The sequence below is a fragment of the Kribbella hippodromi genome (assembly GCF_039531045.1).
In the GTDB taxonomy this organism is placed as follows: Bacteria; Actinomycetota; Actinomycetes; order Propionibacteriales; family Kribbellaceae; genus Kribbella; species Kribbella hippodromi.
On record NZ_BAAAPH010000001.1, the window covers coordinates 371,535 to 395,329 of the forward strand.

Annotated in this window: 27 protein-coding genes and 1 riboswitch; of the genes, 15 read left to right on the forward strand and 12 right to left on the reverse strand. The window is 68.7% G+C overall.

Annotation, left to right across the window (positions count from 1 at the left end; genetic code table 11):
- Positions 1-121 precede the first annotated feature (121 nt).
- Positions 122-1,069, reverse strand: coding sequence for a TetR/AcrR family transcriptional regulator (locus ABD260_RS01870; protein WP_344231518.1), 948 nt, complete (start codon positions 1,067-1,069; stop codon positions 122-124).
- Between the two features lie 106 nt (positions 1,070-1,175).
- On the opposite strand from ABD260_RS01870, the gene ABD260_RS01875 reads away from it, so the two are divergent.
- Positions 1,176-2,396: a glycoside hydrolase family 113 protein gene (locus ABD260_RS01875; RefSeq protein ID WP_344231519.1), complete on the forward strand. Its 1,221-nt coding sequence runs from the start codon at positions 1,176-1,178 to the stop codon at positions 2,394-2,396.
- Here ABD260_RS01875 and ABD260_RS01880 read toward each other — a convergent pair.
- Positions 2,373-3,563, reverse strand: coding sequence for an MFS transporter (locus tag ABD260_RS01880; protein WP_344231520.1), 1,191 nt, complete (start codon positions 3,561-3,563; stop codon positions 2,373-2,375). The genes ABD260_RS01875 and ABD260_RS01880 overlap by 24 nt on opposite strands.
- A gap of 124 nt (positions 3,564-3,687) precedes the next feature.
- On the opposite strand from ABD260_RS01880, the gene ABD260_RS01885 reads away from it, so the two are divergent.
- Entirely contained in the window at positions 3,688-4,137 is a 450-nt protein-coding gene (locus ABD260_RS01885) for a MarR family winged helix-turn-helix transcriptional regulator (RefSeq protein ID WP_344231521.1), read from the forward strand.
- Between the two features lie 2 nt (positions 4,138-4,139).
- Positions 4,140-4,325 (forward strand): DUF3099 domain-containing protein, encoded by a 186-nt coding sequence (locus tag ABD260_RS01890; RefSeq protein WP_344231522.1) that lies wholly within the window; start codon positions 4,140-4,142, stop codon positions 4,323-4,325.
- Here ABD260_RS01890 and ABD260_RS01895 read toward each other — a convergent pair.
- Both ABD260_RS01895 and ABD260_RS01900 read right to left on the reverse strand, forming a co-directional pair.
- Entirely contained in the window at positions 4,310-5,242 is a 933-nt protein-coding gene (locus ABD260_RS01895; RefSeq protein ID WP_344231523.1) for a cation diffusion facilitator family transporter, read from the reverse strand. The genes ABD260_RS01890 and ABD260_RS01895 overlap by 16 nt on opposite strands.
- Positions 5,235-6,128, reverse strand: coding sequence for a LysR family transcriptional regulator (locus ABD260_RS01900; protein ID WP_344231524.1), 894 nt, complete (start codon positions 6,126-6,128; stop codon positions 5,235-5,237). The genes ABD260_RS01895 and ABD260_RS01900 overlap by 8 nt, the downstream gene beginning before the upstream one ends.
- A gap of 71 nt (positions 6,129-6,199) precedes the next feature.
- Here ABD260_RS01900 and ABD260_RS01905 point away from each other — a divergent pair, with 71 nt between their 5' ends.
- The 6 genes from ABD260_RS01905 to ABD260_RS01930 all read left to right on the forward strand — a co-directional run bounded on the left by ABD260_RS01905 (position 6,200) and on the right by ABD260_RS01930 (position 13,112).
- A complete protein-coding gene (locus tag ABD260_RS01905) occupies positions 6,200-7,252 on the forward strand; it encodes an SDR family oxidoreductase (RefSeq protein WP_344231525.1) in 1,053 nt (350 codons plus the stop codon).
- Positions 7,253-7,308: 56 nt separating this feature from the next.
- The gene (locus tag ABD260_RS01910) at positions 7,309-7,893 is read left to right on the forward strand and encodes a helix-turn-helix domain-containing protein (protein WP_344231693.1); all 585 of its coding nucleotides are present in this window, start codon (positions 7,309-7,311) and stop codon (positions 7,891-7,893) included.
- Between the two features lie 110 nt (positions 7,894-8,003).
- Positions 8,004-9,158: an NAD(P)/FAD-dependent oxidoreductase gene (locus ABD260_RS01915; RefSeq protein ID WP_344231526.1), complete on the forward strand. Its 1,155-nt coding sequence runs from the start codon at positions 8,004-8,006 to the stop codon at positions 9,156-9,158.
- A complete protein-coding gene (locus ABD260_RS01920) occupies positions 9,155-11,215 on the forward strand; it encodes an FAD-dependent oxidoreductase (RefSeq protein WP_344231527.1) in 2,061 nt (686 codons plus the stop codon). The genes ABD260_RS01915 and ABD260_RS01920 overlap by 4 nt, the downstream gene beginning before the upstream one ends.
- On the forward strand, positions 11,212-12,114 hold the full coding sequence (locus tag ABD260_RS01925) for a dihydrodipicolinate synthase family protein (RefSeq protein ID WP_344231528.1): 903 nt from the start codon (positions 11,212-11,214) through the stop codon (positions 12,112-12,114). Before ABD260_RS01920 ends, ABD260_RS01925 begins: the two co-directional genes overlap by 4 nt.
- On the forward strand, positions 12,111-13,112 hold the full coding sequence (locus ABD260_RS01930) for a proline racemase family protein (RefSeq protein ID WP_344231529.1): 1,002 nt from the start codon (positions 12,111-12,113) through the stop codon (positions 13,110-13,112). Before ABD260_RS01925 ends, ABD260_RS01930 begins: the two co-directional genes overlap by 4 nt.
- 39 nt (positions 13,113-13,151) lie before the next feature.
- On the opposite strand, the gene ABD260_RS01935 is transcribed toward ABD260_RS01930, so the two are convergent.
- Positions 13,152-13,505 (reverse strand): UBP-type zinc finger domain-containing protein, encoded by a 354-nt coding sequence (locus ABD260_RS01935; protein ID WP_344231530.1) that lies wholly within the window; start codon positions 13,503-13,505, stop codon positions 13,152-13,154.
- Positions 13,506-13,592: 87 nt separating this feature from the next.
- Between ABD260_RS01935 and ABD260_RS01940 the strand changes: the two genes are divergently transcribed.
- Positions 13,593-14,093, forward strand: coding sequence for a VOC family protein (locus ABD260_RS01940; protein ID WP_344231531.1), 501 nt, complete (start codon positions 13,593-13,595; stop codon positions 14,091-14,093).
- A gap of 54 nt (positions 14,094-14,147) precedes the next feature.
- Here ABD260_RS01940 and ABD260_RS01945 read toward each other — a convergent pair whose 3' ends face one another.
- Genes ABD260_RS01945 through ABD260_RS01955 form a run of 3 tightly spaced genes read right to left on the reverse strand, consistent with a single transcriptional unit; the run spans position 14,148 to position 16,338 of the window.
- Positions 14,148-14,984: a 5-oxoprolinase subunit C family protein gene (locus ABD260_RS01945; RefSeq protein ID WP_344231532.1), complete on the reverse strand. Its 837-nt coding sequence runs from the start codon at positions 14,982-14,984 to the stop codon at positions 14,148-14,150.
- Positions 14,981-15,586, reverse strand: coding sequence for a 5-oxoprolinase subunit B family protein (locus tag ABD260_RS01950; protein ID WP_344231533.1), 606 nt, complete (start codon positions 15,584-15,586; stop codon positions 14,981-14,983). The genes ABD260_RS01945 and ABD260_RS01950 overlap by 4 nt, the downstream gene beginning before the upstream one ends.
- Positions 15,586-16,338 (reverse strand): LamB/YcsF family protein, encoded by a 753-nt coding sequence (locus tag ABD260_RS01955; protein WP_344231534.1) that lies wholly within the window; start codon positions 16,336-16,338, stop codon positions 15,586-15,588. The genes ABD260_RS01950 and ABD260_RS01955 overlap by 1 nt, the downstream gene beginning before the upstream one ends.
- Before the next feature lie 124 nt (positions 16,339-16,462).
- Between ABD260_RS01955 and ABD260_RS01960 the strand changes: the two genes are divergently transcribed.
- The gene (locus tag ABD260_RS01960; protein ID WP_344231535.1) at positions 16,463-17,200 is read left to right on the forward strand and encodes a GntR family transcriptional regulator; all 738 of its coding nucleotides are present in this window, start codon (positions 16,463-16,465) and stop codon (positions 17,198-17,200) included.
- Between the two features lie 484 nt (positions 17,201-17,684).
- Positions 17,685-18,707, forward strand: coding sequence for a M24B family metallopeptidase (locus tag ABD260_RS01970; protein WP_344231537.1), 1,023 nt, complete (start codon positions 17,685-17,687; stop codon positions 18,705-18,707).
- A gap of 6 nt (positions 18,708-18,713) precedes the next feature.
- On the opposite strand, the gene ABD260_RS01975 is transcribed toward ABD260_RS01970, so the two are convergent.
- Together ABD260_RS01975 and ABD260_RS01980 are read right to left on the reverse strand one after the other, a co-directional pair.
- Entirely contained in the window at positions 18,714-19,040 is a 327-nt protein-coding gene (locus tag ABD260_RS01975; protein ID WP_344231538.1) for an alpha/beta hydrolase, read from the reverse strand.
- Entirely contained in the window at positions 19,037-20,008 is a 972-nt protein-coding gene (locus ABD260_RS01980; RefSeq protein ID WP_344231539.1) for an alpha/beta fold hydrolase, read from the reverse strand. The genes ABD260_RS01975 and ABD260_RS01980 overlap by 4 nt, the downstream gene beginning before the upstream one ends.
- Positions 20,009-20,117: 109 nt before the next feature.
- Here ABD260_RS01980 and ABD260_RS01985 point away from each other — a divergent pair, with 109 nt between their 5' ends.
- Both ABD260_RS01985 and ABD260_RS01990 read left to right on the forward strand, forming a co-directional pair.
- Positions 20,118-20,471 (forward strand): DUF3817 domain-containing protein, encoded by a 354-nt coding sequence (locus ABD260_RS01985; protein WP_344231540.1) that lies wholly within the window; start codon positions 20,118-20,120, stop codon positions 20,469-20,471.
- Positions 20,469-20,561, forward strand: a riboswitch (glycine riboswitch). It overlaps the preceding gene by 3 nt.
- A gap of 80 nt (positions 20,562-20,641) precedes the next feature.
- Positions 20,642-22,015 carry an L-serine ammonia-lyase gene (locus tag ABD260_RS01990; RefSeq protein ID WP_344231541.1) on the forward strand — a complete coding sequence of 458 codons (1,374 nt, stop codon included), beginning with the start codon at positions 20,642-20,644 and terminating at the stop codon, positions 22,013-22,015.
- Here the strand turns inward: ABD260_RS01990 and ABD260_RS01995 are convergent.
- Complete coding sequence (locus tag ABD260_RS01995; RefSeq protein WP_344231542.1) at positions 22,002-22,148, reverse strand: hypothetical protein; 147 nt, start codon at positions 22,146-22,148, stop codon at positions 22,002-22,004. The genes ABD260_RS01990 and ABD260_RS01995 overlap by 14 nt on opposite strands.
- A 103-nt stretch (positions 22,149-22,251) precedes the next feature.
- Here ABD260_RS01995 and ABD260_RS02000 point away from each other — a divergent pair, with 103 nt between their 5' ends.
- A complete protein-coding gene (locus ABD260_RS02000) occupies positions 22,252-23,079 on the forward strand; it encodes a helix-turn-helix transcriptional regulator (protein WP_344231543.1) in 828 nt (275 codons plus the stop codon).
- A 352-nt stretch (positions 23,080-23,431) separates the two neighbouring features.
- Here the strand turns inward: ABD260_RS02000 and ABD260_RS02005 are convergent, their stop codons facing one another.
- Complete coding sequence (locus ABD260_RS02005) at positions 23,432-23,773, reverse strand: hypothetical protein (protein ID WP_344231544.1); 342 nt, start codon at positions 23,771-23,773, stop codon at positions 23,432-23,434.
- Positions 23,774-23,795 lie beyond the last annotated feature (22 nt).

Genomic DNA, 23,795 nt, shown 5'->3' on the forward strand with positions numbered 1-23,795 from the left:
TCGGGCCAGGGACCGCCGAAGGCGGGTGCTGCACGCTCAGGAGTCGGCGGAGTTGACCATGACTACCCGTCGTTCGGTACCCGATGGGGCGGGCAAGAGTTGCGCGGGCGGTGGGGGAGGGTTAGGTCAGTTGGCGGGGGCGGAGGGTGTTGAGGATCAGGCGGAGGCCGGTGGTGAAGCGGGCGTGGGGGCCGGCTTGGCTTTGGGGGTTCAGGTAGGCGGTGAGGTGGGTGGCGTCTACGCCTACTCGGTCGGCTGACTTTTGGGCCCAGGTGGATTCGGTGAGGCCGCTGCGGCGGACGACTGCTCGCCAAGCCGCGTCGGTGACCGCTGATCCGATCAAGTAGTGGAAGATCGCCGACATCGCTGCGTCCAGGTGGGTGCCCTTGAACCGGGCATCGGTCAGGAGCTGCTGGACGGATTCGGTCAGCGCCTGGTAGTTCGGCCCGAGGCCCGCGTGCGTCGGCAGCAACTGCGCGGCCCAAGGATGCTCCGACAACGCCTCGTACGCCGCGTGCATCACCTCACTCACCTTGTCCCGCCAATCCCCCCGCCCCACCACCCCCTGCCCCGCGAACCCCCGGCCAACCACGGGTCCCCGCCCAGCCGCAGGTCCCCGGCCCGCCGCCTCTGCCCGGTCAACGGGTTCCCGGCCCGCCGCCTCCGCCCGGTCAGCGGGTTCCCGGCTAACCACACGTCCCCGGCCGGCCGCGGGTCCCCCGCCAACCACACGTCCCCGGTCAGCCGCGTCCGCCCGGTCAGCCGCGTCCGCCCGGTCTGCTGCATCCGCCCGGTCTGCCGTAGGCGGCTGGTTGGGGGCGAGGATTTGGTCGAGGACCAGTTCCAGGAGGTCGTCCTTGGTGGCGATTCGCCAGTAGAGGGCGGAGGTTGCGGCCGTGCCGAGCTCGGCGGCCATGGTGCGCATCGAGAAGCGGTCCAGGCCGTCGCGGTCCAGCAGGCGGATCGCCGTCTCGACGATTTCCGCGCGGGTCAGCGGCGCTCGGGTCGGCTCCGGCTCGTCCCGCAGCCACACCGAACCCAGCACCGTCGATCGATCCGCCGCTCGCACTGAAACAGTGTCTCAGATCCGAGCACACTGTTTCACCAACCAAAGTCACACCCCTCTGAACCGAGGACCGACGACCCACAACCGAAGTCGCGAAAACCTGAAGAGCATGAACAGAGCAGCAGGTTCGCCAGGACAGCACCGGCCATCGACCATCAACCGCGCCCGGTTCCTCACCCTCCTCGCCGCAGCCGGCGTAGCCGGCACCACAGCCGCATCGGCCACCACAACCGCCTCGGCAAGCCCAAGAGCAACCACAACCGCATCAGCAACCACGACCGCGTCGGCAACCACGACCGCGGCAGCAGCTGTCCCGAAAGGACTCGAGTTGAAAGGGGTTGCGTACGACACCGGTGGTGGCCTCGACGAGGACAGTCGGGCGTACTGGCGTACGAGCGTGATGCGCTCCGAGATCCACGCCATCCGCCACCGGCTGCACGCGAACTGGGTGAGCATCTACGGCAGCGACCCGCACCGCCTGATCGAAACCGCGAAAGTCGCGCTCGAAGCCGGCCTGACCGTCTCGATCCAGCCCCGATCCTTCGACGAACCACAACCCGCGGAACTCGAGAAGCTCCGCAAGGTGGCGATCGCGGCGGAACTGCTGCGGCAACGCTACGACCAAGAGGTGATCCTGGTCATCGGCTGTGAGTTCATGCTCTTCACACCCGGCATCGCGCTGGGCGCGACCTTCGCCGAGCGGGTCGAGTACCTGAGCCGCCCCGACCTCGATCGGGTCGCGCTCCAGCGCCGGTTCCAGGCGTTCAGCGCGAAGATGGTGACGGTTGCCCGCGACAACTTCCGCGGGCGGATCACGTACGGTGCCGCGAGCGATCTCGAACAAGTCGACTGGTCGCTCTTCGACATCGTCGGCCTGGACTACTACTCGTACCACCCGAACCGCGCCGGCCACACCAAGGAACTCGCGAAATTCAAGCGATGGAACAAGCCGATCCTGATCCTGGAGTTCGGCTGCTGCACGTTCACCGGGGCGGCGAAGGCGGGTGGGATGGGGTGGGACATCGTCGACTACAGCGGCGACGTACCGGTCATCCCGCCGCAGTACGTACGCAACGAGCAAGAGCAGGCGGACCACCTGGCGAACATGCTCGGTGTGTTCGCGGCCGAGGGCTTCCTGGGCGCATCCCCGTACACCTTCATCTCACCGGATGCGCCGCACCGGCCGCACGATCGCCCGCATGACGAGGACATCGCGGCGTACAGCCTGTGCAAGGTGTACCGCTCCGACGACACCAATCCGGCGTCCCGGTACTACTGGCTGCCCAAAAAGTCGTTTCACGCAATGTCACGCATCTACCGCAACTGCTAGGCGAGGCGGCGGCGCCATGGTGGCAGTCCGGCGGTCCAGCAGGCCCGACACGAGTGCGACGAGGAGACCGGACGCTGCAAGCGCGGCACCTACCCAGTTCGGTGCTGTGTACCCGAGACCGTGCTGGATCGTCAGACCGCCCAGGTACGCGCCGATGGCGTTGCCCAGGTTGAACGCGGCGATGTTGGCAGCGGACGCCAGCGCCGGTGCGTCCTTCGCCTTGTCCATCACTCGCTTCTGCAGCGGCGCGACGGTAGCGAAGCCGATCGTACCGAACAGCGCGATCGTCACAGCCGCAGGCAGCTTGGCGTGTGCAGTGAATACGAACACGATCAGTACGGCGGCCAGCAGCGTCAGGATGACGTACAGGCTCCGCATCAGCGACCGGTCCGCGGCCCTGCCGCCGATCAGGTTGCCGACGACGAGCCCACCACCGAACAGAACCAGCAGCCACGTCACTGCACCCGCGGAGAAGCCGGCGACCCCAGTCATCATCGGTGCGATGTAGGTGAACGACGCGAACACCCCCGCAAACCCCAGCGCAGTCATAGCCAGGGCCAGCCAGACCTGCAGGCTCTTGAACACCGCCAGCTCACTCCGCAGCCCAGGCCCTTCGGCGGAGCCCTGCCGCGGTACGAGGAACACAATGCCCAACAGGCCGATCACGCCGAGCCCAGTGACCGCCCAGAACGTCGACCGCCAACCGAACTGCTGCCCCAGCGCGGTCCCGCCCGGCACGCCGAGCACGTTCGCCACGGTCAGCCCCGTAAACATCAGCGCGATCGCACTGGCCTGCTTCGCCTTCGGTACGAGGGACGCGGCGACGACCGATCCGACTCCGAAGAACGCTCCGTGCGACAACGCGGCGACGATCCGGCCGGTCATCAGTACGCCGTACGAGGTGGCGAGCGCGGAGACCAGGTTGCCGGCGATGAAGACGCCCATCAGCGAGATCAGGACGGTCTTGCGGGAGATCTTCGAGCCGATCGCGGTCAGCAGCGGCGCGCCGACCACGACCCCGAGCGCGTACCCGGAGATCAGCAATCCGGCGGACGGGATGCTGACCCCGAAGTCGGTGGCGACCTCGGGCAACAGGCCCATGATCACGAACTCGGTGGTCCCGATCCCGAACGCTCCGATGGCGAGCGCGAGCAACGCGGCGGGCATGGGTTCTTCTCTCTCTCGAATGTAGTCTTAAGACAGTTACCGGCGTGCGCGATAGTTGCACACGCGGGCTATTGCACAGTCACTATGATTGCGCATGCAAGGATTTGGTTCAAGTGGAGGTGCCGTGGGACTACCGGATGACGCCGCGGCGGCGCGGGCGCAGGGGTGGCGAACCCTGGCGGCGCTGCACGCCCGGATCGAGGACGAGCTGGAGCGCGCGCTGCAGAAGCAGCACGGGCTGTCAGTGAGTGAGTACAGCGTGCTGGACGTGCTGGCCAGGCAGGACAACTACCACCTGCGGATGAACCAGCTGTCGAACGCGGTGGTGCTCAGCCAGTCCGCTACCACCCGCCTGGTGAACCGGCTGGAGGACCGCAAGCTGCTCGAGCGGTACCTGTGCCCGGACGATCGCCGTGGCATCTACACCGAGGTCACGCTGGCCGGCCGGGACTTGCTGGCACAAGCACAGCCGACCCACGACGCCGTACTGACGTCTGCCCTTGACCAGGCCGCTGAGCTACCTGAGCTGTCCCCGTTGGTGCGCGCCCTCGGGAAGCTCCCGCTGACGGTGTGACCATGGCCAAGTACAACAACCGCAAGGTGTACTTCTGGCTGATGGGCAGCTGCCTCACGCTGATCGGGCTGGCCTGGTTCGTGGTGCGGCTGTTCTCGATCCCGGCCGCGATCGGGATGAGCGCGGTCGCTGCCGTACTGCCGCCGATCGCGGTGATCATGGCGAACTGGGGTCAGGACCAGCGCTGACCCGGATCGCCGGGCGTCGGGTCCAGGTACAGGTGCCGCACGGTCGGATGCTCTCGACGTACCTCGGTGTCGATCCGCTCGGCGAGCTGCTCGATCGCCGCGCCGGTGGTCCCGCTGTCGACCAGATCGACCGTCGCCACGACCAGCACCTGGTCCGGGGCGAGGCGCAGGCTGAGCAGGTCGATCACGCCGTCGACGCCGGGCTGACCGGCGATGATGGCGCGGATCTCGCGCTGTGTCTCCGGCGGGAGCGCGCGGCCGATCAGCATCGCCTTGTTGTCCCGCCCGAGGGTGAACGCGACCACGATCAGCAGCACCCCGATCGCGATCGACGCGGCGCCGTCCCAGAGATGTTCGCCGGTGACGACGGCCAGCGTCACACCGGTCGCCGCGATCAGCAGGCCGATCAGCGCGGCCGAGTCTTCCAGCGCCACGGTCTTCACGGCCGGCTCGGCGTTCCGCAGCTGCTGCAGGAGGGGTACGCCGGCGGCGCGGGCTTCGCGCCGAAGTTGCAGGACGGCCTTCAGCCAGGACGATCCCTCGAACACCATCGAGAGCGCGAGCACAGGGTAGATAACCGCGAGCGCGGCGATCGGCTGCGGTGCGAGCAGCGACCGAAGGCCTTCGGTGATCGAGAATCCGGCGCCGAGGACAAGGATGCCGACCGCGGCGAGCAGGGACCAGAAGTATCGCTCCATGCCGTAGCCGAACGGGTGCCGGTTGTCGGCCGGCTTCCGGCTGCGATGCAGCGCCGTCAGCAGGAACGCCTGGTTGAGCGTGTCCGCGACCGAGTGCGCCGCCTCGGCGAGCAGCGCGGTCGAGCCCGACAGCAGGCCGGCGACGGTCTTCGCGATCGCGATCGCGAGATTCGCCGTACCGGCCAGCAGGACGGTGGCATCGGACGCTTCGTCAGCCATCCCCTCCGCGTGCCCGCGCGGCGGTCGTGCGAAACAGTACGTCGATGAAGGCGGCGGCGAGCGGGTCCGGTTCGCCGCGGGTGTACGCAGTGAGCGTGCGGCGTACGGGCGGTTGTGGCTGCAGGATGTGGCCGTCGAAGTCCTTCGGGAGGATGTTGTCGGGGACGAGCGCGGGTCCTAGTCCGGCGGCTGCGAGCGCGGGCGCGGCGGCGGTCTGCTCGGTGCGTACGGCGATCCGTGGTTCGAATCCGGCTTGTGCACAGGCCAGATCGAGGACATCGGCGAGCCCGTGACTCGGCGCGTAATGCACCCAGGCGCGGTCGGCCAGGTCTTGCAGCTTGACGGTGTTCCCAGATCCGGCCGGATCGTTGGTGGCGACAACGACCACCAGGTCTTCGGTGCCGAGGACCTGGGTGCGGCCGGTCCAGTTCGCTGGTTCGGGGCCGACGGCGAGATCGGCTTGACCGGCGTACATCGCGTCGACGAGCTCGTCGGTGTGGCGGTGCTCGAACAGGCGGATGCCGACGTTCGGGTGGGTCAGTCGCCACAGGCGCAGTGCCGCGGGCAGTACGCCAAGGGTGATCGAGTACAGGGTCGCGATCTGGAGCTCGCCGACCTCGAGCCCGGCGGCTTGGCGCGCGGCGCAGCGGGCCCGGTCCGCGTCGGCCAGGGTGGCGCGGGCGTGCGGGAGCATGGCGCGGCCGGCCGGGGTGAGGCGTACGGCGCGGGGGAGCCGCTCGAGCAGGGGTCCGCCGGCCGATCGCTCCAGGGCGCGGATCTGGTGTGAGAGTGCCGGCTGCGTGACGTGCAGGAGCTCGGCGGCCTTTGTGAACGAGCCCTCGTCGATCACCATGACCAGGTATTCCAGCTGCCTCAGCGTTGCCATGATCAAAGCTTATGGCTTCGGTGAAAACTAAGCCTTGGATTTATCTTCGCAGGTCAGCAAGGCTGTTCGGCATGGAGAACGTTGCGTTGGTGGTCGGAGCTCGCGGGGTGATCGGGACAAACCTGGTCGAGCACTTGGCGTCGCTGCCGGAGTGGAAGGTGATCGGGTTGTCGCGGCGCGGTGGCACCGACGTACCCGGTCGGGTGCGGCACGTTGCCGTCGACCTGCTCGATCCGGACGACACCCGGACGCGACTGTCCGAGCTGACCGAGGTGACGCATGTCTTCTATGTCGCATACCAGGACCGGCCGAGCTGGGCCGAGTTGGTGGCGCCGAATCTGGCGATGCTGGTCAACGTCGTCGATGCGATCGAGCCGGTCGCGCGCGGGTTGCGGCACGTCAGTCTGATGCAGGGTTACAAGGTGTACGGCGCGCATCTCGGGCCGTTCAAGACGCCGGCCCGGGAGGATGATCCGCCGCACCTGCCGCCTGAGTTCAACGTGGATCAGCAGCGGTTCCTGGAAGAACGGCAGCAGGGCAAGGCGTGGACGTGGTCGGCGCTGCGCCCGTCCGTGGTCGGTGGCTCCGCGCTCGGCAATCCGATGAACCTCGCGGTCGCGATCGCCGTGTACGCGTCGATGTCGAAGGAGCTCGGGGTGCCGCTGCGGTTCCCGGGCAAGCCGGGGGCGTACGGCTCGCTGCTCGAGCTGACCGATGCCGGTTTGTTGGCGAAGGCAACGGTCTGGGCGGCGACCACGCCCGCCGCGGCGAACGAGGCGTTCAACATCACCAATGGTGATCTGTTCCGGTGGAGCGAATTGTGGCCGAAGCTGGCCGCGTGGTTCGGGCTGGAGACCGCGCCGCCGCTGCGGATGTCGTTGCAGGACGTGATGGCGGACAAGGAGCAGGTCTGGAAACAGTTGCAGGCGACGCACGGGCTGGCCGCGACCTCGTACGCCGAGGTGTCGTCCTGGCCGTTCGCGGACTTCGTGTTCGGCTGGGACTACGACTTCTTCGCCGACTCCTCCAAGTCCCGCCGGGCCGGGTTCCACGAGTACGTCGACACCGAGCAGATGTTCTACCGCATCTTCGCGGACCTGCGGAGGCGGCGGATCATTCCCTGACTGTGGGTATGGCAGGGGCATGGCAGAGATGTGGCATGCTCCCTGGCGTGACTGGCATGGGTGCGGGACGGGTGCTGGGGACGAATCTGCGGGCGCGGCGGGACGAGCAGGGGATTTCGCTGTCCGAGCTGGCCCGGCGGTCCGGGATCGCGAAGGGGACGCTGTCGCAGCTGGAGTCCGGCGCGGGGAATCCGACGATCGAAACAGTGTTCAGTTTGTCGAACGCTCTCGGGGTGCCGGTGTCGGCGCTGCTGGCCGAGTCGCCGGCCGCCGGCATGGTCCTGGTCCGGTCCGCGGAGATCGACGTGCTGTCCGGTGACGCGGTCGACCTGCGGATGCTCCGGCGGCTCGAACACCCGGGCGGGCTGTTCGAGATCTACAACCAGGAGATCCGGCCGGACGCGGTCCAGCACTCCGACGGGCACCCGGGGACCGAGCACCACATCGTCTTGGCCGGTTGCCTGCGGATCAGCGCGCACGGCAAGACCGAAGAGCTCGGCGCGGGGGACTACCTGGCGTTCCGGGCGGCGGGGCCGCACGCGTACGAAGCGGTCGGCGGGGTGGTGCGGTCGGTGCTGCTGCTCGAGTACCCGCCGGACGTGTACCCGACGGCCGCGGGCGGCCCGCACCTCGCCGGCTGAGCAGGAAGAGTTCCGGATGCGGTCCGGTCGAGTGCATTGACCGGTCCTCAGGACGGCGCGTACTCTCGATATCGTTCATTTTAGCGAACGCATCGTGAGGGAGAGCCGCCATGCACGCGACACCCGACGTGGTCGTGGTCGGCGCGGGCATGGTCGGGGCGGCCTGCGCCGAGGCGCTGTCGGCGGCCGGCGTGCGAGTGCTGGTGATCGACCGCGACGGACCGGCCGCCGGGACGACCGCGTCCGGTGAGGGCAACGTGCTGGTCTCCGACAAGGAACCCGGGCCGGAGCTCGAGCTTGCGGTCGCTTCCCGCGCGGAGTGGGATGTGGTGCGCGAGCGCCTGCTCGAGCCGGTCGCGGACATCGAGTGGGAGGCGAAGGGCGGCGTCGTAGTGGCGACCGGCGATCCCGCGCCGCTGGCCGCGTTCGCCGCCAAACAGCGCGCGGCCGGGGTGGTGGCGCGGGTGATCACGCCCGCCGAGGCGTTCGAGCTGGAGCCGCTGCTCACCCCGCGGGTCACGGTCGGCGTGCACTATCCGGACGATGCGCAGGTGCAGCCGGTGCTGGCGGCAACGGCGCTGCTCGCGGCGGTGCGTGCGCGGGGCGGTGAAGTGCGGTCGGGTGTGACCGCGTTGGGGATCCGGCAGTCCGGCGGGCGGGTCGTTGGCGTTGAGACCTCGGCGGGCGATATCGCGTGTGGCGCCGTACTCAATGCGTGCGGGCCGTGGGCCGGTGCGTTCGGTGCGGCCGCTGGTGCGCCGATCGAGGTGCTGCCCCGGCGCGGGATGATCCTGGTGACGGCGCCGTTGCCGGAATGCGTACGGCACAAGGTGTATGACGCGGACTATGTCGGCGCGGTCGGCAGCGGCGAGGCCGACCTGCAGACGTCGACCGTGGTCGAGTCGACGCGCGGCGGGACAGTGCTGATCGGGTCGAGCCGGGAGCGGATCGGGTTCGACGACACGATCCGGGTCCGGGTGCTGCGCGAGCTGGCGCGGAAGGCGATCGGGCTGTTCCCGTTCCTGGGCGAGGTGCCGGTGATGCGCGCGTACGGTGGGTTCCGCCCGTACGCGCCGGATCATCTGCCGGTGATCGGGGCCGATCCGCGGATTGCCGGGTTGTGGCATGCGACCGGGCATGAAGGCGCGGGCATCGGGCTCGCGCCGGCGACCGGGCGGTTGATCACCGAACAGTTCCTCGGGCTGGCGCCGCATGTCGATCCGGCGCCGTTCCGGGTTGATCGAGCGGCGGTGATCGCTGCATGAGCTCGTACTTGCGGCCGCGGTCGGGGGATCCGGCTGAGGTCGGTACGCCGGAAGCTGTTGAGGTCACGGTTGATGGCGAGGGCGTCGCGGCGTACGCGGGGCAGACGATCGCGGCTGTTCTTTTGTCGAACGGGCGGGATGCTTGGCGTACGACTCGCGTCCGTGACAAGCCGCGCGGGGTCTTTTGTGGAATCGGCGCTTGCCAGGACTGCTTGATCACGGTCAACGGGCTGCCCGACGTTCGCGCCTGCCAACGCACAATCGCCTCAGGCGACAAGATCACCACCCAGCGCGGTGCTGAACTACCCGCCGCGGTTCGCACCGCGCCGAAGACGGCCGCGCCGGTTCAGACCGCGCCGGTTCAGGCTGCGCTGGGGACGGCCGGGTCGGGGGCGGCGGCGCCGTCCGTGTCGCCTATGTCCGGGGCGGGCGTTCACCTGGAGGACGGAACCGCGGAGGCGGGTAGGACAGCTGTTGCTGTGGTGGGGGCTGGGCCGGCGGGGCTTTCGGCTGCGCTTGCTGCAGCGGATGCTGGGGTTGAGGTGTTGTTGGTGGACAGCGGGCGGGCGGTTGGGGGGCAGTACCATCGGCAGCTTCCCGTTGAGGCTGGTGCTCGGCGGCCGGAGCGGATTCAGCACGGGTGGAAGACGTTCGCGGATCAGCGGGACCGGATTGTTGGGCATCCGCGGATCAAGTACCTGCCGGAGACGTCTGTTTGGGCGGTTGAAGGGCGTCGGTTGTGGGCTCAGCGAGGGCCTGCGGATGCGTCCGGGCGGCAGCCGTTTCCGATCGATGCGTCGGCTGTTGTGCTGGCGACCGGTGCGTACGATCGGGTGCTGCCCTTTCCTGGCTGGGATCTTCCCGGGGTGTACACGGCTGGTGCTGCGCAGGCGTTGGCCAAGGGGCATCGGGTTGCGGTTGGGCGGCGGGTGGTTGTTGCCGGTACCGGGCCGTTCTTGCTTCCAGTGGCCGAGTCGTTGATCGGCGTTGGCGCAGAGGTGGTCGCCTTGCTCGAGGCGAATACGTTGCGTACCGTACGCAAAGGCTGGGCGAGTGACGTAGTTGTTGCCTCTGGCAAGGTTCGTGAAGCTGCCGGATATGCGGCGCTGCTCGCGAGGCATCGGGTTCCGTTGCGGCATGGGTCGACGGTGATTGCCGCGCACGGTACGGATCGGGTCGAGGCGGTGACCATCGCTCGGCTGGACGACAACTGGCACGTGGTTCGCGGAAGTGAACGCCGGGTCGAGGTTGACGCTGTCTGTCTTGGCTTCGGTTTCACCGCCAACCTGGAGCTGGCCGTCGCCGCCCACTGCGAGCTGACCACCGGGCCAGACGGAGGTCCGGCGGTCGCTGTAGACGCCAACCAGCAAACCACTATCCCCGGCATCTTCGCCGCCGGCGAACTAACAGGAATCGGCGGCGCCACCTTGTCCGCCGCCGAAGGAAAACTCGCCGGAACCGCCGCCGCCCATCACGTCCAGCAAACCACCCACCACCCCCACCCAACTACCCACACAACAGCTACCGGCGGGGTGCGGTCCGCTCCCGACGCAACAACTACCGGAGAGGGGCAGCCCGCTCCCGGCGCGACAGCTGCCGGCGGGGTGCGGTCGGCACCCGGCGCGACAGCTGCCGGCGGGGTGCGGTCGGCTCCCGACGCGACAGCTCCCGGCGAAGTGCGGTCGGGTGCTGCCAAGCAGGTTGAGCGGGGGCGGCGGTTTGCGGGGGCGTTGGCTCGGGCTTATCCGGTGCGGGATGGGTGGGTGAGGTGGAGTGATGCGGGCACGGTGGTTTGCCGGTGTGAGGAGGTTTTGCGGGGTGAGGTCGAGGGGGCGGCCGAGGAGCGGGGGCTGGTGGATGGGCGCGCCCTGAAGTTGAGCAGTCGGGCTGGGTTGGGGATGTGTCAGGGACGGGTGTGTTCGCGCAACGTCGCCGCTCTGCTCGCCCGGCCCGGCGAACAGCCGAGTCCGAGTATGAAACGACCGATCGCGGTGCCGGTGAGGCTGGGCGATCTGGCCGCGGCCGAGGTCGAGTCCGAAACGATGGAGGAACAGTGAGCGAGAAGCTGGACGGCGTGATCGTCGCGACCGCGCTGCCGTACGCCGAGGATGTGTCCGCGCCGGCGGGGCTGCGGCCCGACCTGGACAAGTACGCCGAGCACTGCCGGTGGGTGGTCGAGAACGGCTGCCGCGGCGTCGGGCCGAACGGTTCGCTCGGTGAGTACTCGTCGCTCACCGACGACGAGCGCCGCGCCGTCGCCCGGACCGCGATCGAGGCGGTCGGCGACGACGGGATCGTGGTTGTCGGTGTACATGGTCCCGGTTCGCACCAGGCCCGGTCCTGGGCGGAGAAGGCAGCCGAGGACGGCGCGGACGGCGTACTGTGCCTGCCGCCGACCATGTACCGGGCGAACCGCGGCGAAGTGATCAGCCACTTCACCGAGGTCGCGAAGGCCGGGCTGCCGGTGATGGTCTACAACAACCCGCTGGACACCAAGGTCGACCTGACTCCGGACGTGCTGGCCGAGCTCGCCCAGATCGAGAACGTGGTGGCGGTGAAGGAGTTCTCCGGCGACGTCCGCCGGATCCTGGAGATCCGCGAGCTGGCTCCGGACCTGGCCGTGATCGCCGGCGCCGACGACCTCACCCTCGAGGCGCTGCTGATGGGCGCGACCGGCTGGTTCGCCGGCTTCCCGAACGTGTTCCCGAAGGAATCGGTGCGGTTGTTCGAGCTCGCCACGCAGGGCAAGCTGGAGGAGGCGCGGGCCTTGTACGAGCCGCTGGTCGCCTCCTTCCGGTGGGACTCGCGGACCGAGTTCGTGCAGGCGATCAAGTACGGGATGGACTACGTCGGACGGTTCGGCGGACCCTGCCGGCCACCGCGCGGGCCGCTCGTACCCGAGCACCTCGCGCAGCTGGAGCAGGACATGAAGAAGGCCGTGGAGTCACTGGGATGAGATCCGTCCGGACCATCACCGCCATCGACTCGCACACCGAGGGGATGCCGACCCGCGTCGTCACCGGCGGGGTCGGGGTGGTCCCGGGTGCGACGATGGCGGAGCGCCGCGAGTACTTCGTCGAGCACCTGGACGATCTGCGGCTGTTCCTGGTGAACGAGCCGCGTGGTCATGCCGCGATGAGCGGCGCGATCCTGCAGCCGCCGACCCGCCCGGACGCGGACTGGGGTGTGCTGTACGTCGAGGTGTCCGGCTGCCTGCCGATGTGCGGGCACGGCACGATCGGGGTCGCGACGGTGCTGGTCGAGTCCGGCATGGTCGAGGTCACCGAACCGGTCACCGAGGTCCGGCTGGACACCCCGGCCGGGCTGGTCGTGGTGGACGTTGCCGTGAGCAACGGCCGGGCCGAGCGCGTGACATTGCGGAACGTCCCTTCGTACAGCCATGCGCTGGATGCTTCGGTGGAGGTGCCGGGACTCGGCAAGGTCGGTTACGACTTGGCGTACGGCGGGAACTTCTACGCGATCCTGCCGCTCGAACAGCTCGGGCTTCCGTTCGACCGGGCCGAGAAGGACCGGATCTTGCAAGCCGGGCTGGCGATCATGGACGCGATCAACGCGACCGACCGGCCGGTGCATCCGCTCGATCCCGGGATCAACGGGTGCAAGCATGTGCAGTTCACCGCGCCCGGTCAGGACGGGGCGCATTCGCGCAACGCGATGGCGATTCACCCGGGCTGGTTCGACCGGTCGCCGTGCGGTACGGGTACGTCGGCGCGGATGGCGCAGTTGTACGCCCGCGGTGAACTTCCCCTGCACACCGACTTCGTGAACGAATCGTTCATCGGCACCCGGTTCACCGGCCGCCTGATCGAAGAAACCACAGTCGGCCCGTACCCCGCCGTCGTCCCCACCGTCACCGGCCGAGCCTGGATCACCGGCACCGCCAACTACCTACTCGACCCCGACGACCCCTTCCCAACCGGCTTCGTCCTGTAACCCAGCAGGAAGGCGGCTGACCGCGAGTAGGCATGCTCTCTACCGATGAAGTTTGGATTGCCAGTCGGTAGGTACGTTTCCGCCCGGGACTGGTTGGGTGTCGGGGCGGGCGGCTGGTGGGGCCAGGGTGGGACCGTCGTAGTACTCGGATTCGCCGTAGTGCCAGAACCAGTCTTCGCCTGGTTCGAAGCTGCGGACGATTTGGTGGCCGGTTTCGGTGGCGTGGGCCGACGCGTGCTGGGCGGGGGAGGAATCGCAGCAACCGATGTGCCCGCACTGCGCGCACCGGCGCAGGTGGAACCACCACCCGCCGGCCTCGAGGCACTCGACACAGCCGGTGCCGCTCGGGGGAACGGTGCTGTCGATCCCTGGGGTTCCGGAATTCTCCGTCATACCGGCCATCATGGTCCAAGACCCGGTCGCTCACAACGATCCTCGAAGAGGACAGAAACTGTCCGCTACTCCGGCAAGGATCGGAGCATGACGACGCAGAAGATTCCTGGTGGGAAGTCGGCCGTGACCCCGTACGTGGCGGCCAAGGGTGCGGATCGGTTCCTGAAGTTTGTGGAGAGCACGTTCGAGGTGCCGCAAGGGCTGCGGGTGCTGAACGCGGACGGGACGGTCGGCCACGCCGAGATCGCCATCGACGGCGCGGTGCTGATGGTGTTCGACGCGGCGCCGGACTGGCCGGAGCTGCCCAGTCTGCTCAGTGTGTACGTCGATGATGTCGAGCGTACGTACGCCCGGGCGCTGCAGGCCGGAGCGACCGTGGTGACGGAGCTGATGTACTCGGGAATCACCGGCGACCGTGGTGGCCGGGTGAAGGATCCGCTGGGGAACATCTGGTGGCTGCAGACGCATGTCGAGGATGTGGACCCGGCCCGGCTGGGGGAGTTGTTCGCGGATCCGGTCGAGGCGGCGAAGATGCGCACGGCGCAGGAGACCTTCGCGGACGAAATGCGCAGCCGGCTCGCCAACTAGACGTAGCCGGATCGCCAACTAGACGCGGCCGGATGGCCAAGTAGACAAGGCGATTCAGCCAAGAAGACGTACCGATTGACCGGGCCGGACCTGGGCGCACGCGTCCAGATCCGGCCCGGTGACGTACGCGATGACCGGGTAGCCACCGGTCACCGGATGATCGGCCAGGAAGATCACCGGGGTGCCCGACGGCGGGATCTGGATCGAGCCGTGGGCCATGCCCTCACTGGCGAGTTCGCCCGTCCGCGAACGCTCCAGCGGCGAGCCGTCCAGGCGTACGCCGACGCGGTTGCTGTTGCTGCTCACTTGATAGGTTTGCCCCAGCAGCGCGGCCCACCCGCTGTCCGTGAACCAGTCGCGCCGCGGTCCCGGCGTCACCCGCAACCGCACCTCCCCACCAGGCGGATGCGCTACCGGGGCAAGATCTACACCCGGCATTGGCTCGACCAACGTTCCGATCGGCAGTGTCTGATGGGCTGCAAGCGGCGCGGGCCCAAGGCCGGACAGAAGATCGGTCGATCGCGACCTGAGCACTGGCGGTACGTCCACCCCGCCGCGCACCGCGAGGTACGTCCGCAAACCGGTTGCCGGCGGCCCGAATCGGAGCAGTTCGCCGGCGCGGAGCCTGGCGGGCGCGTTCAGCGGTACGCCAGTACACGGCGCTCCGGTGATCGCGACGACCAGATCGCTGTCGGCGTGCACGACCAGCCCGCCGTACGTCAGCTCGATCGCCGCCGCACCGGGGACGTTGCCGACAAGACGGTTCGCCAGCTCGTACGCGGCCCGGTCGCAGGCGCCCGACATCGGCACCCCGAGCGCCGCCTGGCCGGCCCGGCCGCGGTCCTGGATCGTTGCCAACGGCCCTGATTCGATGACGGTCAGGCTGCTCATCCACGACCCGCGTCGACGAACCGGACCCGGCGGCCGGGATGGAACAGCGCGGCCGGTTCGCGGTCCTGGTCGAAGATCCGCACGGCCGTCCGGCCGATCAGCTGCCATCCGCCGGGCGATTCCCGCGGGTACACGCCGCTGAACTCTCCGGCCAGCCCGACCGCGCCGACCGGCACCTTGGTACGCGGCGACTCGCGGCGCGGGAGGTCCCACTCGCCGGACGAGGTGAGGTACCCGAACCCGGGCGCGAAGCCGCAGAACGCCACCGTCCACTCGTCGCCGGTGTGCCGCGCGATCACCTCGCTCACGCTGCAGTCGAGCAACCGGGCGACGTCGTCGAGGTCGGCGCCGTCGTACGTCACCGGAATCTCGATCAGGTCACCGGCCGCCTGCGTGGTATCGGCCGGCGTCACCACCCGCAGCGCCTGCGACAGCGCACCGAGCGGCCCGGAGGTCGTGACCAGTACGGTGCGCGCCGCCGGGACGATGTCGATCACACCAGCCGGAGGATCCGCGACGAGCGCCGCGTAGTACCCGAGGACCTGGTCGAGGTTGTCGAGCTCGACCAGCATCGCGCGATCTCCCGACGGGAGCAGCCGCATCAGCCGGTGAACGGGCGCATCGTCACACCCGCTCCCTCCAGGGCGCCGCGTACCCGCCGGGCGATATCGACGGCGCCAGCGGTGTCACCGTGGACGCAGATCGACGCCGGCGCGACCATGAGCGATCCGCCCCCGTTGTCCCGGATCGATTGCCCGGTCGCCATCGCCGTACACCGCGCCGCGATCTCGTCCGCGTCGTGCAGCACCGACCCGGCCTCGCGCCGCGACACCAGCGTGCCCTCCGGGGTGTACGCGCGGTCCGCGAAGGCCTCGTGCACCACAGTCAGGCCGGCGTCCGCGGCCAGCCGAAGCCAGGCCGATCCCGGCAAACCCAGCACCGGCAGCGACTTGTCGTAGTCGGCGACCGCGGCAACCACCGCCGCGGCCTGTGCTTCATGGTGGCCAATCGTGTTGTACAGCGCGCCGTGCGGCTTCACGTACCGGACCCGATCGCCGGCGATCCGCGCGAACGCGTCCAGCGCACCGAGCTGGTACACGACCTCGTCACGCAGCGCGTCCGGCTCGATGTCGACGAAGCGCCGGCCGAAACCGGCCTTGTCGGCGTACCCGACGTGGGCGCCGATCGCGACGCCGCGCTCGACCGCCCGCGCGGTCACCCGGCGCATGATCGACGGGTCGCCGGCGTGGAAGCCGCAGGCCACGTTCGCGCTGGTCACCACGTCCAGGAGGGCGCTGTCGTCACCCATCGGCCAGGAGCCGAAGCCTTCGCCGAGATCCGCGTTCAGATCCATCGCCACCTCCGCACGTCCTGCCTGCCGAAACTCCGGCCTGGTCCGTTGGTCCGAGCCTAGAGATTGTTCAACAATCCGGCAAGCGCTGTTCCGCTTTTCACCCTGAGTGCGGGATGATCGGGGCATGAGTACGCCTGGGGCCGAGGGGATGCAGCGGGAGACCGGGCGGCAGGCGTGGCTGCGGACCGTGGCCGCCGATGTCGCGCGGCTGGACCGCAGCAGCTCGGCCGAGCGCGCCGCGGACATCCTCCGCCGGAGCATCACCGAGGGCGCACTGCCGCCCGGCGCCCAGTTGTCCGAGGTCGAGCTGACCGAGGTCCTCGAGGTCAGCCGGAACACGCTGCGGGAGGCCTTCCGGCTGCTCACCCACGAGGGTCTGCTGGTCTACAAGCTGCATCGCGGCGTCTTCGTCCCGGAGCTGGGCGAGCACGACGTGATCGACCTGTACCGGTTGCGCCGCGTACTGGAGGTGGATGTCGTCCGCGGCCTGACTGCGCTCGACCCGGAGGTTCCGGCGGAGCGACTCGTGCTCTTGCGGGACGAGGTCGACGCGGCCGAGGCCGCCGCGAAAGCGGACGATTGGCCGGCAGTCGGTACGGCGAACATGCGCTTCCACCAGCAACTGATCGGCCTGGCCGGAAGCAGCCGGATGAATGCGGTGACCGGCCGGCTGCTTGCGGAGTTGCGACTCCTCTTCCACGTGATCGCGGCCCCGCGCGAGCTGCACGAGCCGTACATCGGGCGGAACCGGGCGCTGCTGGAGCTGCTCGAAGCCAGGAAGTACGACGAGGCCGCCGCGGACCTGCACGAGTACCTGCTGGACTCCGAGCAGCGCATCCTCGCCGCCTTCCGCGCGCGTTAGCGGATAAGGGCTTGCGTCGGCAAGCGAAAACCTGAGTTGATGAGCTGGAAACTCGTCAGCTGCAAAGGGGAGCACAGCTCATGACCGATGACGCCCGGACCGATCAGACCCCGAAGTCGTACCGCCCGATCGATTCGAAGGGCTTCCGGGACTTCATCTCCCGCGGCTGGGGGCCGGTGGACCGGACCGTCACGGTGCCGGACGGGCTCGCCGAGGCGGCCGCCGAGCACCGGCGGAAGCTGGCCGCCGCGCTGCCGGGCCGCCGGATCGCGCTCGCGGCCGGCCGTGCGCCGGTCCGGTCGAACGACACCGACTACCAGTTCCGCGCGGACAGCGACTTCGTCTGGCTGACCGGCTGCCAGGCCGAGGGTTCGGTGCTGGTGATCTCGGGGGACAAGTCGGATCGTAGCCATGTCGTTCTGTGAGCCAAGGAGTTGGTCTTGTGAGTTGTCTTCCTAAGACCGCTTGGCCTCCGACTTGCCCGGTGCCGGGCCTGAAGGACTGGTCGGACGCACTGCAGATTGCCTGCCGCCCGATCGAGGAGCTGCCGGCCGCGGTCCGCGGGGCGGTGCCGTTCATCCTGTCCGTCCCCGGCGTCGAGCCGATGCTCGACGCGCTGGTCCGGACCTCGCCGACCGACGGCAACTCGCTCCGCCAGACCCTCGCCGAGCTGCGCCGGATCAAGGACGACTGGGAGCTTGACCAGCTGCGCGAGGCCGTCGCCGCGAGCGTGCTCGCGTTCGGCGACGTGGCCAGTGAGCTGCCGGAGGCGATCCGGGGCGGCGGCGAGCGCTGGCTGCAGGGTACGTTCGACCGCCGCGCCCGGACCGCCGGCAACGGTGTCGGGTACGCGTCGATCGTTGCTTCGGGCAACCATGCACCCGTGCTGCACTGGGTCCGCAACGACGGGCCGGTGAACGAAGGCGACGTGATCCTGCTGGACGCAGGCGTCGAGACCCGGACGCTCTACACCGCGGATGTCACCCGGACCTTCCCGGCCACGGGCGAGTACACCGCGGCGCAGCGGCAGGTACACGACCTGGTGCACAAGGCGCAGCTCGCCTCACTCGACGCGGTCAAGGTCGGGGCGCCGTACCGGGCCTTCCAGTACGAAGCGCTGCGGGTGCTGGCCGAAGGGCTGCGCGACTGGGGTCTGCTCGACGTGTCGCTCGACGAGCTGCTCGGTCCCGACGGCCAGCAGCACCGGCGGTACATCGTCTGCGGCACAGGTCACTACATCGGTCTCGACGTGCACGACTGCGACGCGTCCCGGCCGGAGGCGTACTTCGCCGGCACGATCGAGGCCGGGATGGCGCTCGCGGTCGAGCCGGGCCTGTACTTCCACCCGAACGACGAGACCGTCCCGCCGGAGCTGCGCGGCATCGGCATCCGGATCGAGGACAACGTCGTCGTCCACTCCGACCGCCTGGAGATCCTGACAGAGGACCTGCCGATCACCACAGACGGTCTGGAGCAGTGGACCCGGTCGCACCTGCCCGGGAAGTAAGTACCGTCAGCCAACCGGTGCAACGGCGGGGCAGCTGGTGCCTCGCCGTGGCACGTCCAGTGAGATCAGGTACTTGTCGACCGTGCTCTGCATGCAGGTGCCCTTCGAGTAGCTTCCGTGGCCCCAGCCTTCGTACGTGAGCAGTACGCCGCTCCGGCCGAGCTGCCGTGCCACGCTGCGCGCCCAGTCGTATCCGGTTGCCGGGTCGTGGATCGCGTTCGCCAGTAGTACCGGGGTCTTCAGGCCGCGCACCTTCAGCACGTGCTGGGGGTTGTTGGCCTTCGGTGCACCGAGACAGATGGACACCGCCGTCAGCTGACCCGGGCACTTCATGTCCTGGTTGTTGCGGGCCACGCGAGCGTGTCCGCGAGCTTGGACCACTGCGGGCCGTAGAGCAGCTTGAACACGACAAAGCTCAGTTTGTACGGATCAGCGGACTTGGCGAGCTGGTCCGCCCACACGGCGTGGACGTCCTGGCCGTGCAATGCACAGGTCGTCGTGGCGTCACACCACTTCACGAACTCGTCGAACGAGTCCTGTGCCGCGGCCGCCTGGTCATCGAGGAACGCGCGGGTGGAGTTCGTGCTGTGGTCGCTCACACTCTCCAGGACCATGGCGCGTACGCGGTTGGGGTACGTCTCCGCGTACTGCCCGCCGAGCACCGTGCCGTACGAGCTGCCGTGGAACGTGATCTTGGATTCACCGAGCACCCGGCGGATCGCGTCGACGTCACGGACGGTCTGCCAGGTGTCGAGGTGGTCGTACAGCGGGCCGGTGTTCGTACGGCAGTCCTTGGCGAGCTGCTGGTTGTAGCTGATGGTCGTACTGAACTCGGCCGCGCTCTTGATGATCGGAGACGGCTGTTTGGCGAGTAGCTCCGCCGAGCAGCGCACCGGGTTGCTGCGGGCCACTCCGCGCGGGTCGAAGCTGACGATGTCGAAACGGTCCTGCAGGTCAGTACTGAAGCGGTCGATCCCGGTCTTGATCCGGTCGACGCCGGAGTCGCCGGGACCGCCCGGGCCGAAGACCAGGACGCCGACGCGTTCGCTGGGGACCTTGGCGGTGCGGCGGGCGATCGCGAGGTCGAACGTCGGCCCGCTGGGGTCACGCCAGTCGACCGGCAGCCGGAGCGTCGCGCACTGGGAGCCCTGCACGTCGGCGGGCTTGTCCTTGCCTTCGGGTTTGCAGTCGGTCCACTGCACCTGCGGCTTGGCGGCCGCGACCGCCGGGAGTGCCGTCAGGCCGGCGGCGAGTGCTCCGAGCACGGTCGCACCGGCCAGGGCACGTCGGGAGAAAGTCATGCCGCCGATCCTTCGGCAATCGCTTGCTCGCGGCATCGGGGACGAGCCCCAGCCGACCCGGGGCAGTAACCCAACGAGCCCTTGAAAGTGTTGTTAGGGTCGGTCCTTGATGAGTACCAAATACGCCAGGTGGTTCCGGACGGTGGCGATCGCCGAGGCGATCTCGTGGACCGGGTTGCTGATCGGCATGCTGTTCAAATACGTCCTGTCCGACAACGAGGTCGGGGTGAAGATCTTCGGCCCGATCCACGGCGGCATCTTCGTCGTGTACGTGGCGACCGTACTGGCCGTACGCGGCCCACTGCGCTGGTCCTGGCCGGTCACCCTGGCCGCACTGGCAGCGAGTGTTCCCCCGCTGTTCACCTGGTTCTTCGAGATCTGGGCGGTGAAGACGGGCCGGATTGACGCCGGGCGTGGCGTCGCCGTACCGTCCACAGCGGAAGTCAACTCAACAGCCGCATGAACCCGTGCGGGAGAGTCCTGGGTCCGGCCCAGGCGCCGTAGGAGCAACTCTCCCCAAGAATCTCTCAGGCACCTTCACCGCACGGGCGAGGCACCTCTGGAGGGCACTCCGCCCAACAGAACGGGGAGGACACCAAACGGTCAACGGCGACCGGAAGGAACCTCCACACGATGGCGATCAGTGTCTTCGACCTGTTCAGTATCGGGATCGGCCCGTCGAGCTCCCACACCGTGGGACCGATGCGAGCGGCCCGTACCTTCGCGCTCGGTCTGGCCGATGACGGCCTGCTGACCGCGACCACCACGATCAGCGCGCAGCTCTTCGGCTCACTCGGCGCGACCGGGCACGGGCACGGCAGCAACAAGGCGGTGCTGCTGGGGCTGGAGGGCGCCGACCCCGAGACCGTGGTCACGCACTCCGTCGACGCCCGGGTCGAGACGATCCGCGAACGCGGCCGGCTGGCCCTGGCGGGTACGCACGAGATCGCGTTCGACGAGCACACCGACCTGGTGATGCACCGGCGCAAAGCACTTCCGTACCACCCCAACGGGATGATCTTCGCGGCGCGCGATGCCGTCGGCGCGGTGCTGCGGGAGCGTACTTACTACTCGGTCGGCGGCGGGTTCGTCGTCGACGAGAACGCGGCCGCGGGCGATCGGATCGTGCCGGACACCACCCCGCTGAAGTACCCGTTCACCACCGGTGCAGAGCTGCTCGACCGGTGCCGGGAGTCCCAGCTGTCGATCAGCGAGGTGATGCTCGCCAACGAGCTGGCCTGGCGGACCGAGGACGAGATCCGGGACGGGCTGCTGCGGATCTGGCAGGTCATGCAGGACTGCGTCCGCGAGGGCTGCGAGACCGAGGGCATCCTGCCCGGCGGGCTGAAGGTGCCGCGCCGCGCGCACGCCCTGCACCAGAAGCTGTCGCAGGACCCGTGGTCGGTGGATCCGTTGAAGGTGATGGACTGGGTGAACCTGTTCGCGCTCGCCGTCAACGAGCAGAACGCTTCGGGCGGACGGATCGTCACCGCGCCGACGAACGGTGCCGCGGGCATCATCCCGGCCGTGCTGCACTACTACCGCCGGTTCGTGCCGGGCTCGACCGAGGACGGCGCGGTCCGGTTCCTGCTCGCGGCCGGAGCGATCGGCGTCCTGTACAAGGAGAACGCGTCGATCTCCGGCGCCGAGGTCGGCTGTCAGGGGGAGGTCGGTTCGGCCTGCTCGATGGCCGCGGCCGGACTGTGCGAGGTGCTCGGCGGTACGCCCCAGCAGGTCGAGAACGCGGCCGAGATCGCGATGGAACACAATCTCGGCCTGACCTGCGACCCGGTCGGCGGCCTGGTCCAGATCCCGTGCATCGAACGAAACGCGATGGCGTCGGTGAAGGCGATCAACGCCGCCCGGATGGCGATGCACGGCGACGGCGTCCACGTGGTCACCCTGGACAAGGTGATCAAGACGATGCGCGAGACCGGCGCTGACATGAAGATCAAATACAAGGAGACCTCCCGCGGCGGCCTCGCCGTCAACGTCATCGAATGCTGATCGGCGTCCTCTCGGTCACCACGGCACCGTGCCGTGCAGGCTCCAGGTAGACGGTGTGGCCGGCGGACACCAGTTGCTTGGCTGTTTCGTAGCCGAGGCCGCGGTTTGCGCCGGTGATGAGTGTTGTGGTCATGGGTCCACCCTCTCGCTGCCGGTGTCGACCAGGTAGTACCCACGATTTCCTAGGGAACGGCAGTACCAGGTTGTGGGTGGGTGGGGGCGGGATACTGGCTTGTATGGGTGAGCTCGGGCGGACGTTGCATGGTTGGCGGGATCGGGTGACGCCGGAGCAGGTTGGGTTGGCGGTGGGTGGACGGCGGCGGGCGCCCGGGTTGCGGCGGGAGGAGCTGGCTCAGCTGGCGGGGTTGTCGGTGGACTACATCGTGCGGCTGGAGCAGGGGCGGGCGGAGTCGCCGTCGGTGCAGGTGTTGTCGGCACTGGCGCGGGCGCTTCGGTTGTCCGATGCCGAGCGCAACCATCTGTTCGTACTGGCCGGTGAGGTGGAGCCGTCACCCGGGCGCGTGTCTGCGTACATTCCGCCAGGTGTGCAGCGGATCGTCGACCAGCTGGAGGGCGCGCCGCTCTGCGTGTGCGACGCCGCCTGGACGATGATCACCTGGAATCCGCTGTTCGCGGCGATGTCCGGTGACCCGTCGCGATTCCAGGGCCGGCGGCGGAACATCATCTACCGGAATTTCACCGAGCCGGGCGGGCGGATCGTGCAGACGCCGGAACAGCAGCGCGAATTCCGGAACGCGATGGTCACGGATCTCCGCGCTTCGCTGGCGCGTTATCCACAGGACCCGGAACTGCGGGCGCTGATCGAAGAACTCCGCGGGTACGCCGAGTTCGCGCGCTTGTGGGACGAGCGGGTGGTCGGATTCCATCGGTCCGAGCGGAAGACGATCCGGCACCCTGAGGTGGGTGACTTCAGCATCGACTGCGATGTGCTGGCGGTACCGGGCAGTGATTTGCGGATCGTCGTGTACACCGCGGCGCCTGGGACCGAGGCGGCGGAGAAGTTGCGGTTGTTGTCGGTGATCGGGTTGCAAGCGCTGACCTGAGCTGTCAGCTAACGGAATGCATTCCTACTGTCGCGTAAACGGTATGACATTCTTGAATTGGTGCGGGCTGCGGTGGAATTTGCTCCAAGGACTGTTTCAAACGACCTTTCAGCCGATAACCTGCGGGACTTGTGAATCCGATCTCTGCCACGGCTTCCCGCCGACCGCCCTGGCAGAACCCGCGGCGCCTGCGACAGGTCGCCACCGGCGCCGGCCTCCTGCTGCTCGGATACCTCGTCCTGGTCCTGGTCGCGTTGTTCGGCGGGCCGCGGATCGGGGCGGGTTTGTTGCCGCTGCCAGGCGGTGGTGGCGGGCCTGAGCCGGTCAGCCCGGTCGCGGGGTTGCAGCCTGGTCAGCCGACGGAGAACCTGCCGCGGATCCCGCACACGCCGACGCCGACCGCGGTGACGATCCCGTCGCCCGGTGCGACGCCGAGCGTTGTACCAACCCAGTTGCCGGTCCAGTTGCCGGTCCAGTTGCCGGTCACCCCTGGTACGCGCCCGGCGACCTCGTCGGCACCGCAGATCGTGGAGAGCAGCGCACCGACCATCCCGGTCGTCACCGCCACCCCACCAGTCGTCCCACCCACCGAGCCAACAGCTGGTACGACGACGACCGCGCCGGTCAGCCCACCGCCGACCGATCCATCGACCAGCCCACCCGGGACGCCAACCGCTTCGCCGACCAGCCCCACCACACCACCCAGTCGCCCTGAA